Below are 12,494 nucleotides of genomic sequence, written 5' to 3' on the forward strand. Positions count from 1 at the left end.
GTCCCCTTGCATCGCGCGAGGCGTTGACGTACCGGGCAGCTCAATGGATTGCAATATAGCCGAGTCTCCAACAGGCTAACCCTCAACAGGCGACCTTTGGGGCCCGCAGCCGGAACCCATCATGCTTTGGCCGTTTAATCACTTCAGGAAGCCCCGGGTGCCGCCGCGCAGCACCATTGAGACCATCTATGGCATGATCGTGACGCAGGCGCGAGAACCGTTATTTTACCGTGACTTGGGCGTCCCGGACACGGTCAATGGCCGTTTCGACCTGCTTTTGCTGCATCTTTGGCTGGTATTGCGGCAGCTCAAATCCGCTGGTGCCGGCGCGGATCTGTCGCAGGCCCTGTTCGACCACTTCTGCGTCGATATGGACGACAATCTGCGCGAGATGGGCGTCGGCGACCTGACCGTGCCCAAGCGCATGCAGGCGTTTGGCGAAGCGTTTTACGGCCGGACCGCGGCCTATGATCTGGCGCTGACCGACAGTGACGAGGCGCTGGCCCAGTCGCTCTGCAAGAACATCCTCAACGGCAGGGACATCGACAAGGCGCGGGAACTCGCAACCTATGCAAGGCGCGCGATGGCGGAGCTGTCGCGGGTCGATCTGGCCGCCCTGGTTCAGGGCGGATGGCGCTTTCCGGCCCTCCAGCCCGCGGGTGAGGCGGCATGAGCGGCGGCACGACAGCACGGCCCGCTCCAACGCGCGATCCCTGGCGGGTCCTCGTGAATGCGGCGCAGGTTCCGGAATCCGGGCTGCATCGCGAGATCGAGGCCGACGAGGCGGCCCGCCGGGCGATGGCCGAGATCGCCGGGCTGCGCGAGTTGATTTCCGCGCACGCGGCCTTCGACATCATGCCGAAACGCGACGGCAGCTACCACGTCACCGGCAACGTGCAGGGACGGGTCGGGCAGACTTGCGTGGTGACGCTCGACCCGATTGAGAACGAGATCGACGAACCGATCGACGTGATGTTCGCGCCGCCCGAGCAGATTCCGCAGATGGCCGATCTGGTCGACGATGCCGAGGAAAGCGACGACGAGACGCCGGATCCGCCCGAGCCGATCGTGAATGGCTTCATCGACATCGGCCGGCTCGCCACCGACGCGCTGTTTCTCGGTATCGATCCGTATCCGCGCAAGCCGGATGCGGTCTTTGAACAGCCGGTTGAAGCGCCTGATCCGGAAGATCATCCGTTTGCCGCGCTGAAGGCCTTGAAAGGCAAGACCGACGGCAAGAAGCCGAAGGGCGGCTAGGACCCACTTTTGTAAGGGGATGACCTGTGTGCGGAAACGCACGAGAGGCATCCCTTGCCAGATCAGATAATCGTCACAATATATTGAAACGTCATGTATTTTCGTTTTGGCGTGATGTATTGTGTGACGGTCCGGCCACACCGTGGAACGCCGTCAAGAGGTTGTGTCGGACCGCGGACACGCTATTGTCGCGGCCCGGCCGGGACGCGAGTTGGCGTTTCGCCGCGCGCCGTTGACAGCGGTGACTTCAAGCTCGCGGCCTTGATCTGAAAGGTTGTGGGAGAGCAGGTTTCCGGGACGTTCATGCCTCAAAAGGTTCGAATCGCGCTTGACGCCATGGGGGGCGATGTCGGCGCATCCGTCGTCATTCCCGGCGCTGCGATTTCGTTGAGTCGTCATCCTAACAGCGAATTCCTGTTGTTCGGCGACCAAGCCAAGATCGAGCCCGAGCTCGCCAGGCATCCGGCGCTGAAAGCGGTGTCGAAGGTGATCCATACCGATGTCGCGGTGAAGAATGACGAGAAGCCGAGCCAGGCGCTGCGGCGGACCCGCCGCGCGTCCTCGATGTGGCTTGCGATCGATGCCGTGAAACATGGCGCGGCCGATGTCGCCGTCTCTGCCGGCAACAGCGGCGCGCTGATGGCAATGGGCGGGCTCAACCTGCGGACCTTGCCCGGCGTCGACCGTCCGGCGCTCGCGGCGGTGTGGCCGACGCTGCGCGGCGATTCTGTCGTGCTGGACCTCGGCGCCACGATCGGTGGCGATGCCCGGCATCTGGCGACGCTCGCGGTGATGGGCAGCGCGATGGCGAGCGTCCTGTTCAACCTCGAGCGCCCGACCGTCGGCCTGCTCAATATCGGGTCCGAGGAGATCAAGGGCCATGAAGAGATCCGCGAGGCGGCCGGAATGCTGCGGGCGATGAACTCGTCCCAGTTCAACTATGTCGGCTTCGTCGAGGGCGACGGCATCGGCAAGGGCGCCGCCGACGTCATCGTGTCGGAGGGTTTCAGCGGCAACATTGCGCTCAAGACCGCCGAGGGAACGGCGCGCCAGATGTTCACCTTGCTGCGCGAGGCCATGTCATCGAGCTGGCTGGCGCGCATCGGCTACCTGTTCGCCCGCGGCGCGTTCCAGCAGCTCCGCGACAAGCTCGATCCCAACAAGTCGAACGGCGGGGTGCTGCTCGGCCTGAAGGGCGTGGTGGTCAAGAGCCATGGCGGCATCAACGCGGAAGGCTTTGCCTATGCGGTGGATGTTGGCTATGAGATGGCGCACTACGATCTCCTCACCAAGATCAATCAGATGCTCAATCGCGACGGCAGCGCGCTGGTGCAGGCGCAGACCGCGCAGGAGGCTGTCTCGTGACTGCGATACGTTCGGTTGTGCTCGGCTGCGGCTCATACTTGCCGGAGCGGGTTTTGACCAATGCCGAACTTGCGACCCGAATTGATACATCGGATGAGTGGATCGTGCAGCGCACGGGCATCCGCGAGCGCCACATCGCAGCCGACGACGAGTTCACCTCGCATCTGGCGATCAACGCGGCGCGCGCCGCGCTCGCGCATGCAGGGCTCGACGCCCAGGCGATCGACCTGATCGTGCTGGCGACCTCGACGCCCGACAACACCTTTCCCGCCACCGCGGTCGCGGTCCAGCACGGGCTCGGCATCAACCACGGCGCGGCGTTCGACCTGCAGGCGGTATGCTCGGGCTTCGTGTTCGCGCTCGCCACCGCCGACAATTTCCTGCGCACCGGCGCCTACAAGCGCGCGCTGGTGATCGGCGCGGAAACCTTCTCGCGGATCCTCGACTGGAACGACCGCGGCACCTGCGTGCTGTTCGGCGACGGCGCCGGCGCGATCGTGCTCGAGGCGCAGCAGCACGCCGGCAAGACCAGCGATCCGGGGGTGCTCACCACGCATCTGCGTTCCGACGGACGTCACAAGGCGAAGCTGTTCGTCGACGGCGGTCCCGGCTCGACCAAGACGGTCGGGCATCTGAGGATGGAGGGCCGGGAGGTGTTCAAGCATGCCGTCGGCATGATCACCGACGTGATCGTCGATGCGTTCAACGCGACCGGCATCACTGCCGAGGATATCGACTGGTTCATCCCGCATCAGGCCAACAAGCGAATCATCGACGCATCGGCGCACAAGCTCCATATTGCGCCGCAGAAGGTGGTGCTGACGGTCGACAAGCACGGCAACACCTCGGCCGCCTCGATTCCCCTGGCACTGTCGGCCGCGGTGAAGGACGGACGCGTCAAGAAGGGCGATCTGGTACTGTTCGAGGCGATGGGCGGCGGCTTCACCTGGGGTTCGGCGCTCGTGCGCTGGTGAGCCGATTGCTAAAAAGTGCGAGCATTTTGCCGGCTTCTTTACGGCATCCGCGTGCTGGTCGCTGTTGACCATTGCGTGCTAAGCTTTTAATTTCAGTCAACAAAATTGTTCGCCGAGAGTGCGGGGCAGGCGATGACCACCGGAACCGGAAAAACAGTTACACGCGTCGATCTCTGCGAAGCGGTCTATCAGAAGGTAGGTCTGTCGCGCACGGAATCGTCGGCGTTCGTCGAGCTTGTGCTGAAGGAGATCACCGATTGCCTGGAGAAGGGCGAGACGGTGAAACTGTCGTCGTTCGGCTCCTTCATGGTGCGCAAGAAGGGCCAGCGCATCGGGCGCAATCCGAAGACCGGAACCGAGGTGCCGATTTCGCCGCGTCGCGTGATGGTATTCAAGCCGTCGGCAATCCTGAAACAGCGGATCAACGGCCACATGGCCGTCAATGGCGACGGCAGCAAGGCCGAGTGACCATTGAAAATGAGGTGAGAGGAGCGGGCATTTGGACAAGGCGCCGGATGCGTTCCGTACCATCAGCGAAGTCGCTGACGAACTCGACATTCCCCAGCATGTCCTGAGATTCTGGGAAACGCGCTTCGCGCAGATCAAGCCGATGAAGCGCAGCGGCGGTCGCCGCTATTACCGCCCCGACGACGTCGATCTGCTCAAGGGCATCCGCCGGCTGCTCTACGGCGAGGGTTACACGATCCGCGGCGTGCAGCGGATTCTGAAAGAGCACGGCATCAAGTCGGTGCAGGGCATCGCCGACCAGACCGCGGCCGTCTCGTTCGGCGCGGTCGAGGAAGCAGTCGGCCACAGCATGGCCGAGCCCGACGACGCCGAGCTCAACGGCGGATTCGATCTCGACGGCGAAGAGGGCGACGGCGACGAGAAGGGCATCGACTATCGATTCGTCGACCCCGACGAGGACGCCATCCTCTCCACCTACAAGGCGCGCGCCCAGCCGAAGGCACCGGCCGCGGCGCCTCCGGCGCGAGCCGGAATTTCGGCGGCCGATCGCGAACGGCTTGAGCGCGCGCTGCAAGACCTGGTCGCCTGCCGGCAGATGATCGACACCGCGATGAAGGACGGCGGCGACCGTGGTGGAACCGGCGTCTGATCGACGGCCTCAAGGCCCGCTTCCCGCCTTGCGCGAACGCGGGATCACAGCTAATGGAACGGCATCGGAGCGTGGCGCAGCCCGGTTAGCGCACTAGTCTGGGAGACTAGGGGTCGGAGGTTCAAATCCTCTCGCTCCGACCAACACTTAGCCGGATTTCGGGCACCCGGGTTTCAGTCAGCGCAGTGGGCGACTGTGTCATTTGTTTCCGATACGTCGCTCGACATGTGAACAAAACAGGAACATAATGGGGCATGCTTCTTGTGGATGAACAGGGCGGCCACCTCTTGCACTCGGACGGCGATTCGTCGCACGAAGCGCCGTCTACCAGTGGTGGTGCCGTGCCCAAACTCCAACGAATCCGTGATCCCCTCCATGACCTGATCATCTTCACCGAAAGTGACTTTGACGGTCTGATGTGGGAGGCGCTGAATTCACGGGAGTTTCAGCGATTGCGGCGGATCAAACAACTCGGCTTTTCGGAACTGGTTTACCCGGGGGCGACGCACACGCGACTTGCTCACAGCGCGGGCGTTTTCCATGTGGCTCGACACCTTGCGTCTTTGATCGCGACACGAATCGGGAAGAACGATCCGGAGAGAGCTAACATCGCCCTGGCCGCGGCGCTCGTTCACGACGTTGGACACGGACCTTTTAGTCACGCTTTCGAGGATGCGATGAAGCAACTCGGAAAAGGCAAGGAACAGAAACCTAAGCGGCACGAATTGTGGACAGCCGACATTGTCACCGGCGATACGGAGTTGGGGGCTATCCTATCGAAGGTCGGTGATGGGTTTAGGGACAATGTTGCCGCGCTTCTCAAGAACGAAAGCCCGACCGACATTTACTCAGCTATCGTGTCGAGCCAGTTTGATGCGGATCGCCTTGACTACGTGCGGCGGGATCGACTGATGACCGGAGCGCAACACGGTGGATTTGACTATCCGTGGCTGCTTGCAAACCTTGAGGTCGATAAGATACCGCTGGCCATCGACGGTGAACACTACGCCGAGGCCGAAACCCTGATCCTTGGCGGAAAGGCGTTCCAGGCCGCTGAATCATACGTGCTTGGCTTGTTCCATATGTACTTCGCCGTGTATTTCCACAAAGCTACACGGTCCGCCGAGAAGTTGCTGACCGCTTTGATTTGTCGAGTTGGCGAGCTTTTGGAAAAAGGAGAGGTGGATAAATCAGGGCTGCCCACGAATCATCCACTCGTGCGCTTTTTAAAGAATCAAGCGCTCAGGGAATATCTTGCACTCGATGACTTCGTCATTTGGTCCAGCCTCCATTTCATGACGGAAGCAACGGACGATGTTTGCAAGGATCTCTCGTTCAGGCTGCTGAATAGGCGGCTCTATAAGGCGATCGAGATCGGAGACCTTTTCGCCGGGCGTGACGATGCGGTGGCGCGCTTCAAAATGCGTCTGCGGGACGCCAAGACGAATCAGGTATTCAAGCCGAACGACGTATTTGAAGATCAAACGAACCGCACGCCGTACAAGTTGCGGGGCTACGATACTTCGGAAGCGATGGCGAAGATACATATTCGAAAGCCGGACGGATCTTACGAAGACCTGGCCAGACGTTCAGAGGTTGTAAAGGCTCTTCAGTCTAAATCAATCTACCGCGTCTATGTCCGCGACGATGCGATTGGCGAACAGGTCCGAAAGCTGGCGGAGGGACTGTGATGGATTACGATACGGTGGCGGAGCTAATCGCCTTGAATGGGGGCAAGCTCGTCGGAAGGACGCGTCTTCAGAAATCCGTTTATCTGCTGCAAGCTTGCGGAATCAATCTGGGGTTCGATTTCGACTATCACCACTATGGCCCGTTTAGCGAGGAACTCGCTACCGCTGCTCTTGACGCAGAGGCTTTGGGGATGGTCGACGTTGAGTGGAAGATGAGTTACGGAAACGAGTACGCGATTTTCAAATCGAATGCTCCTATCAGCGACTTTCCAGACTTCGATAAGGCTGGCGAAGTGTTGAAGGTGCTTGGAAAGTACGAGGCCACAGTTCTTGAACTGGCGGCGACTGCTGACTTCCTTCGCAAGAACGGATACGGAAGTGACGCGTGGGAAGAGACGAGACGGCGCAAAGCTTCCAAGATCACGCCTCAAAGATTAGAGCAGTCCAAAGCGCTGCTTCATGAGTTGCAGGCGCTGCACTAATTAATCAGCGATTCCTCGATCACCGTCTGCGAGCCCTGCGTCGCCATCCATAGCGTGATGGCGACCCCCACACACGCGGCTTGTCTGGTCAGCCTCCGAAATCCTGCGCCGATTGCCGCTTAATCGATAGAAACCAGCGAAAACTGTCGACAGTTCATCGTTTACGGGCTGGCGAATAGTCGAATCACGACGTATTTTTCGATCTGCGGGTCTTGTCGCCCGAGGGTGGTACCCTTGGTCCCGGCGAGGCACCCCGCGTAAACGTCGGACTCGATTCCATCAGACACGAAAAATGAGCGAGCGCGATCAAAAGTGCAGCTCCGGAGGTCGTAAACCCGAAAGGTGGATAGGGATCACCGCCGACGCTGTTTCGGGCGATGCTAGCTCGCCAGGGGCAGGCCGATGGACCCGTCAACGACGGCTTATTCGTTAGATGGGAGCTATTCCGCAACCTCTTGGGTTGTGGCGCGCTACGACCCGGAGTTATCGATATGCGAAAGCATGTGATGATCCGGTGTTCGATCAAAATAGATGTGGCCGCTTGCCTTCGGGCTCTCGCGCTTCTCATCTACTTTTTGACTTGAACAGGACGGGGGCCGGTTGGCTCCCGTTTCCTGTTTTGGAGCTTTCAGCCTTCAAAGCTGAAGTAGGCAAGATCGAGATTGCAGTCGCGCGCAAGAGCGTCTGTGTCAGCTCGGACCATGGCGCCAGCGCCGCCGCCGCTTCTGTGCGCTTGGTCCAAGGCAGGTCCGGTAGTTCGCGATCACTAGCCCGCAGGGTACAGCGGCGGCGTTGGATCTCCGGAGTTCGCTGGCGCCTGCAACTCGCTGTGAAGCAGGTTTTGGGCGTCGCGGCGTTCCACTGGTTTTCCGTCGGGAATGGTTCTTATGTCTTTCGGCCCAAGAATATGTCTGGCGATGGTCCTCTCAGAAGCTCGCGCGATTTGGCGATCGCCGCGCGCAGTTGATCGGGGACTGGAGCTAGGGGGTGCGGGTGAGGCTTGTCATGCTCTGGCATGACGGTGCTCCCAACTATGCAGGCGGGAGCGCAAGCAGTCTCTCAGCCAGTCGAACCCAAGGGACCTGACACTGTGCCGACGCGCACATGCCGCGACACAAGGCACTACTGCAGCCGTCAACGAGAGGGTCTCACGCCGTGTAGTCCAGCGCGACTTTCACGCACGCCTTTTCGAGGCGGCTGTTGAGGCTGGCGAGCTTGCCGGTGAACTCGGCCAATTCCTTCTCGCTGAACTGCTCGAAGACGGATTTCCGAAACGCGTCGTATTGCCCGGCGAGGCTTGCCAGGTGCTTCTTGGTCTTGTCGGTCAGCGACAGCCGGACCACCCGCGCATCAAACGGCGAGGGCGCGCGCCGCAGCAGCCCTTTCTGCTCCAGCAGCTTGGACTGGGTGGTGACGAACGATGGATCGACGTGGAGCAGCTTCGACACCATGTTGATCTGCACGCCGTCGTCCTTGTCAAGATCCGAGATCGCGATCAGGATCATCCATTGTGGAGCGCTGACGCCGAGCGACTTGCCCCAGAACTGGCGGACTTCCTCGAGATGAGAATTGATCGCGGAAATCTCGAGGGTGAATCGTTTGATGATGTCGAGATTCTCCAGGGCGCGCTGACGCGCCGCATCCTTCCTTGTGACTGACACAGCTCGGTTTCCTCTTCCTCGCGCCCGGGACAGCTTTTTCGCTGCCTTGATTCTTGTGATCCTTGCGGGCAGGCGCGACTGTTCACGCAAAGCAAGGCCGGTGCAAGTAGCTTAAATTAATCGTGATACCGATGTGACGAGTAAGATTGTTTCTGCGCGACCAATGATCATTGGAAGGCAATACGCGAGGGTCGCAGGGCCGCGGACGTCACGGTCCGTGCGAACGACGACGATGAACCCCGAGATTCGTTCGACGATCCATTTGCAGCACACTCATTTACTTACCTGACTTACTAAACTATATAAGCTGCGGCCAACATGCGAATGATGGCTCTTAGCTTGATGCTAAGCCTCCCAAACCTCCGGCAATGCCCTGCCGGAGGTTTTTGATTCCGCGGGCCCGCTCGCGATCACCCGCGCGCGGGTCGCGCGGCTCCGGCCCGAGAAAGTGGCTCCGCGATTGCAGGAACGGCGGAGGGCACCCAGCCTTGCTGCCGATTCGTCACCGTCAAGATTTGACGGAATCGATCCGCGATGCATTCTCGCCGGTCATGGGGCGCTTCAAGAACAGCCGACTGGCTCGTATGAGCAGCGGCCACTATTGCTTGATACGGGATCTCGGGCTGGTGAAGGGCGGCAAGGGACTGCGGCACCATGAGGTGATCCTCGATTTCTCGTGGCGCGGCCTGCTCAAGCTGTTCTTTCCGTAGCGCGGACATTTTGCGACGCTCGGACACTCGGTCATGCTCGTATCAAGGGCCAGTCCCACGCCCGCAACAACTGGACGGCGCAACGACAATCGGTAGGCTTGGCCTGCCGATCGATAACACCGCCGCAAGAGCGGGATCGGACATACGGGATGGAAACGGCGAGGGCCAGCCATGACAATACGTCCGACCGGCGTAATACCTCCGATGACGACGCCGTTCCGAAAGGACGGCGAGATCGATCTCAAGTTGGTCGCGCCACAGGTCGACTGGCTGCTCGGTGCCGGCGCCCATGGCCTGGCGGCCGGCGGCTCGACCGGCGAGGGCCACGCGCTCGATCATGAGGAATATCGCGACCTGATCGCGGCAACGGTGGAGGCCACCCGAGGCCGGGCACCGGTCATCGCCGGCATTATCGTCGACTCCACCCGCGACGCCATCCGCCGCGGCAGGCTGGTGCGCGACATGGGGGTCGCGGCTCTCCAGGTGACCCCGGTGCACTACCTGTTCAAGCCGGACGACGAGGCGATGGTCGGTCACTTCCGCCGCATCGCTGACGAGACCGGCATGCCTGTCATCATCTACAACGTGGTGCCGTGGTCCTATCTGTCGCCGGCGCTGCTGACGCGGATCATGACCGAGGTGCCGCTGGTGATCGGCGTCAAGCAGAGCGCGGGCGACCTGAAGCTGTTCGCCGACCTCATGATGATGGCGCCGGACAAGCTGATCTATAGCGCGGTCGATGCCCTGATGTATCCGTCCTACACGCTCGGCGCGCACGGCTCGATCGCGGCGATCCTCACCGCCGTGCCGCATGCCTCGGTGGCGCTGTGGGACGCGGTGAAGTCGGGCAACCACGGCAGGGCGCTTGAGCTGCACAAGAAGCTGCTGACCATGTGGAACGCGCTCATTGCCGACAATCTGCCGGCCTGCACGCGCTATGCCCAGACATTGCAGGGCCTGCCGCAAACCTATCCGCGGGCGCCGATGCCGGAGGCGTCGCCCGCACAGCAGGCGGCGATCGCGAAGGCATTGGAGGGGCTTGGCGCATTGACCGGCAAGCGCGGCGAGGCGGCCGAGTAGGCCGCTGTGCAGATCATATCCCGAGCAGCCAGACGCCGACGACAGCCGCGAGCACCACAAGAGCGCTGATCACCCAACCGACCGCGTAGGCCGGGTCGCGATCGTCAGGTCGATCGACCATCGTGTCATGCCAGTGGGTCATGGCAACCTCCTGGAGTGAGCTCTCCTCATCAATACGTCGCAATCGATGCGAAGTGGTTCAAGGGGCACGCGGAGGAGGAAATTCCGCGCTGCGGTTTGGCCCCGCAACGGGGTCGCGTTGAACTGCGTGGCGATCGATCGTAGGTTTTCCCGGCTCGTTGCCATGGGGCCGGAGCGTGTTTCACGCTCGCGCAAGAACACTAGAATGTCAGGAAACTCTCATGAAGGATTTCGCGGGAAAGATTGCCGTGATCACGGGCGGCGGCACGGGAATGGGACGCGAGCTCGCGCGCCAACTGGTCGCCGAAGGCTGCAATGTCGCGATGTGCGACGTGTCGGCCGAGGCCATGGCGGAGACCAAGCGGCTCTGCGAGGTCGAGAAGCTGCCGCAGGGCCTGCGCATCACCACCCATGTCGCCGACGTCTCGATCGAGGATCACTACAAGCGGTTCCGGGACGAGCTGATCGAGCAGCAGGCGACGGACAGGATCCATCTGCTGTTCAACAACGCCGGCATCGGCGGCGGCGGCAGTCTGTTCACCAACACGCGCGAGCAGTGGGAGCGCACCTTCAACATCTGCTGGGGCGGCGTCTATCTCGGCGTCCGCACCTTCCTACCGCTGCTGGTGAAGGCCGACGAGGCCCACATCGTCAACACCTCGAGCGTCAACGGGTTCTGGGCCTCGGTCGGGCTGGGCGTGTCGCACACCGCCTATAGTGCGGCGAAATTCGCTGTGAAGGGCTTTACCGAGGCGCTGATCAACGATCTCCGTCTCAACGCGCCGCATGTGAAATGCTCGGTGGTGATGCCCGGCCACATCGGCACCTCGATCGTCTCCAACTCGCGCAAGGTGCAGCTCGGCACCGATTCCGACCAGCTCTCCGCCGACGAGCTGATGCAGGCGCGCCAGCGGCTGAAGGGACAGGGCATCGACGTCGCCAAGATGTCGGATGCCGACATCCAGCAACTCGCCCACGACCGCGCCCGCATCTTCCACGATGAGGCGCCGACCTCGGCGGCCGCTGCCGCCAAGATCATCCTCGATGGTGTCAAGGCTGACCGTTGGCGCATCCTGGTCGGTGACGACGCGCATTTGCTCGACGAGCGGGTGCGCAAGACCCCGGAGCAGGCCTACACGCCCGAGTTCTATCAGGACATCGTTGCGGCGACCGGCTGGAAGGTCGGCTGATCCGTTCTGACAGGATCAGGACTGAAGCCCCAATTTAGCCGCGCGCCGCGCGCTGGCGCGGCCCCAATTGGTAGGCGAGGCGGTAATGCCCTAGGCAATAGGGCATGCCGCCGAGCGGGGTGTTGCCGCAGAAGCAGAAGTCATCGGCCCCCGGCGTGCTGATCGGCCAGCGGCAGCGCTGCTCGCTGAGCTCGAACAGCGAGCAACTGTTGGTGCTGACCACGGGAGCATCGTCGGCCTGCTGGTCGTAGACCGCCTGCAACATCTGGAGCTGCTGCTTTGCGGTCGCTCTGGACGCGGCTCCGGCGGATCTCTTCCGGCGTGCGCGGCGCTCGCCGGGCGTCGTGCGCGTCAGGTTCAGTCGTGAGAGCTTGCCGATCACCGCGTTGCGGCTGACGCCGATATTGATCGCGATGTCCCGGCAGGAGAGGCCGGCCTCAAAGCCGCTTTTGAGTTGCTCGACGCGCTCGGGCGTCCAGGTCGGTTCGATGGCGATCATCTGACGGTTCCACATTCTGTTGAACCGCCGCGCCGGCGTGGGCGCCCTTATGCTTGAGCGTGATCCTGCGGAAATTCGCTTCCCGCTTTCCGGACCATGCTCTCAGGGCGTGCGACCGTTGTCGCGGATCGCAAGCAGCCCGTCCTTGATGGCGAGCCGAATGCCTTCCTCGATCAGTGTCCGTGCAACGCCCGGGACGCTCGTGCCGTGAGTGCCCTGTCTCACCAGCTTCTCGAGATATCCGATGGTCGAGAGCGCCAACGTGACGGGTACGCGGTCGGTTTCGGCCTTTTCCGTAGCCATGGGGAACGCTAACTCTGAACGCGC

General features: G+C 61.7%; 15 protein-coding genes and 1 tRNA gene. 12 read left to right on the forward strand and 4 right to left on the reverse strand.

All coding sequences use genetic code 11. The annotated features are described in order from the left end of the window. Window positions 1-121 precede the first annotated feature (121 nt). From P6U30_RS17205 to P6U30_RS17245, 9 genes are all read left to right on the forward strand, one after another. On the forward strand, window positions 122-673 hold the full coding sequence (locus P6U30_RS17205) for a ubiquinol-cytochrome C chaperone family protein (protein ID WP_407170095.1): 552 nt from the start codon (window positions 122-124) through the stop codon (window positions 671-673). Continuing rightward, window positions 670-1,257, forward strand: a complete 588-nt coding sequence (locus P6U30_RS17210) for a YceD family protein (RefSeq protein ID WP_407170096.1) — start codon at window positions 670-672, stop codon at window positions 1,255-1,257. The genes P6U30_RS17205 and P6U30_RS17210 overlap by 4 nt, the downstream gene beginning before the upstream one ends. A 303-nt stretch (window positions 1,258-1,560) precedes the next feature. Next, window positions 1,561-2,622: a phosphate acyltransferase PlsX gene (gene plsX, locus P6U30_RS17215; RefSeq protein ID WP_407170097.1), complete on the forward strand. Its 1,062-nt coding sequence runs from the start codon at window positions 1,561-1,563 to the stop codon at window positions 2,620-2,622. After that, window positions 2,619-3,596, forward strand: coding sequence for a beta-ketoacyl-ACP synthase III (locus P6U30_RS17220; protein ID WP_407170098.1), 978 nt, complete (start codon window positions 2,619-2,621; stop codon window positions 3,594-3,596). The genes plsX and P6U30_RS17220 overlap by 4 nt, the downstream gene beginning before the upstream one ends. 132 nt (window positions 3,597-3,728) lie before the next feature. Beyond that, complete coding sequence (locus tag P6U30_RS17225) at window positions 3,729-4,064, forward strand: integration host factor subunit alpha (protein WP_407152182.1); 336 nt, start codon at window positions 3,729-3,731, stop codon at window positions 4,062-4,064. A gap of 31 nt (window positions 4,065-4,095) precedes the next feature. Further along, a complete protein-coding gene (locus tag P6U30_RS17230; RefSeq protein WP_407170099.1) occupies window positions 4,096-4,713 on the forward strand; it encodes a MerR family transcriptional regulator in 618 nt (205 codons plus the stop codon). 65 nt (window positions 4,714-4,778) lie between these two features. Continuing rightward, window positions 4,779-4,856, forward strand: a tRNA-Pro gene (locus P6U30_RS17235). 111 nt (window positions 4,857-4,967) lie between these two features. Then, the gene (locus P6U30_RS17240) at window positions 4,968-6,404 is read left to right on the forward strand and encodes an HD domain-containing protein (RefSeq protein WP_407170100.1); all 1,437 of its coding nucleotides are present in this window, start codon (window positions 4,968-4,970) and stop codon (window positions 6,402-6,404) included. Beyond that, window positions 6,404-6,886, forward strand: a complete 483-nt coding sequence (locus P6U30_RS17245; protein WP_407170101.1) for a hypothetical protein — start codon at window positions 6,404-6,406, stop codon at window positions 6,884-6,886. The genes P6U30_RS17240 and P6U30_RS17245 overlap by 1 nt, the downstream gene beginning before the upstream one ends. Before the next feature lie 1,148 nt (window positions 6,887-8,034). Here P6U30_RS17245 and P6U30_RS17250 read toward each other — a convergent pair. Beyond that, complete coding sequence (locus P6U30_RS17250) at window positions 8,035-8,547, reverse strand: MarR family winged helix-turn-helix transcriptional regulator (RefSeq protein ID WP_407170102.1); 513 nt, start codon at window positions 8,545-8,547, stop codon at window positions 8,035-8,037. Window positions 8,548-9,035: 488 nt separating this feature from the next. Between P6U30_RS17250 and P6U30_RS17255 the strand changes: the two genes are divergently transcribed. Both P6U30_RS17255 and P6U30_RS17260 read left to right on the forward strand, forming a co-directional pair. Next, window positions 9,036-9,257, forward strand: coding sequence for a hypothetical protein (locus P6U30_RS17255; protein WP_407170683.1), 222 nt, complete (start codon window positions 9,036-9,038; stop codon window positions 9,255-9,257). A 171-nt stretch (window positions 9,258-9,428) separates the two neighbouring features. Further along, the gene (locus P6U30_RS17260; RefSeq protein WP_407170103.1) at window positions 9,429-10,337 is read left to right on the forward strand and encodes a dihydrodipicolinate synthase family protein; all 909 of its coding nucleotides are present in this window, start codon (window positions 9,429-9,431) and stop codon (window positions 10,335-10,337) included. Between the two features lie 13 nt (window positions 10,338-10,350). On the opposite strand, the gene P6U30_RS17265 is transcribed toward P6U30_RS17260, so the two are convergent. Beyond that, complete coding sequence (locus tag P6U30_RS17265; RefSeq protein WP_407152186.1) at window positions 10,351-10,479, reverse strand: hypothetical protein; 129 nt, start codon at window positions 10,477-10,479, stop codon at window positions 10,351-10,353. A gap of 220 nt (window positions 10,480-10,699) precedes the next feature. Between P6U30_RS17265 and P6U30_RS17270 the strand changes: the two genes are divergently transcribed. Beyond that, a complete protein-coding gene (locus P6U30_RS17270; protein ID WP_407170104.1) occupies window positions 10,700-11,668 on the forward strand; it encodes an SDR family oxidoreductase in 969 nt (322 codons plus the stop codon). Window positions 11,669-11,702: 34 nt separating this feature from the next. Here P6U30_RS17270 and P6U30_RS17275 read toward each other — a convergent pair whose 3' ends face one another. Both P6U30_RS17275 and P6U30_RS17280 read right to left on the reverse strand, forming a co-directional pair. Beyond that, the gene (locus P6U30_RS17275; protein WP_407170105.1) at window positions 11,703-12,167 is read right to left on the reverse strand and encodes a GcrA family cell cycle regulator; all 465 of its coding nucleotides are present in this window, start codon (window positions 12,165-12,167) and stop codon (window positions 11,703-11,705) included. Window positions 12,168-12,269: 102 nt separating this feature from the next. Continuing rightward, entirely contained in the window at window positions 12,270-12,470 is a 201-nt protein-coding gene (locus P6U30_RS17280) for a hypothetical protein (RefSeq protein ID WP_016844973.1), read from the reverse strand. Window positions 12,471-12,494 lie beyond the last annotated feature (24 nt).

The sequence above is a fragment of the Bradyrhizobium sp. ORS 111 genome (genome assembly GCF_045571485.1).
Classification (GTDB): Bacteria; Pseudomonadota; Alphaproteobacteria; order Rhizobiales; family Xanthobacteraceae; genus Bradyrhizobium.

Coding starts and splice junctions, on each gene's coding strand:
- P6U30_RS17205 (WP_407170095.1), top strand. CDS start 122: ATGCTTTGGCCGTTTAATCACTTCAGGAAGCCCCGGGTGCCGCCGCGC.
- P6U30_RS17210 (WP_407170096.1), top strand. CDS start 670: ATGAGCGGCGGCACGACAGCACGGCCCGCTCCAACGCGCGATCCCTGG.
- plsX (WP_407170097.1), top strand. CDS start 1,561: ATGCCTCAAAAGGTTCGAATCGCGCTTGACGCCATGGGGGGCGATGTC.
- P6U30_RS17225 (WP_407152182.1), top strand. CDS start 3,729: ATGACCACCGGAACCGGAAAAACAGTTACACGCGTCGATCTCTGCGAA.
- P6U30_RS17240 (WP_407170100.1), top strand. CDS start 4,968: ATGCTTCTTGTGGATGAACAGGGCGGCCACCTCTTGCACTCGGACGGC.
- P6U30_RS17245 (WP_407170101.1), top strand. CDS start 6,404: ATGGATTACGATACGGTGGCGGAGCTAATCGCCTTGAATGGGGGCAAG.
- P6U30_RS17260 (WP_407170103.1), top strand. CDS start 9,429: ATGACAATACGTCCGACCGGCGTAATACCTCCGATGACGACGCCGTTC.
- P6U30_RS17265 (WP_407152186.1), bottom strand. CDS start 10,479: ATGACCCACTGGCATGACACGATGGTCGATCGACCTGACGATCGCGAC.
- P6U30_RS17270 (WP_407170104.1), top strand. CDS start 10,700: ATGAAGGATTTCGCGGGAAAGATTGCCGTGATCACGGGCGGCGGCACG.
- P6U30_RS17275 (WP_407170105.1), bottom strand. CDS start 12,167: ATGATCGCCATCGAACCGACCTGGACGCCCGAGCGCGTCGAGCAACTC.
- P6U30_RS17280 (WP_016844973.1), bottom strand. CDS start 12,470: ATGGCTACGGAAAAGGCCGAAACCGACCGCGTACCCGTCACGTTGGCG.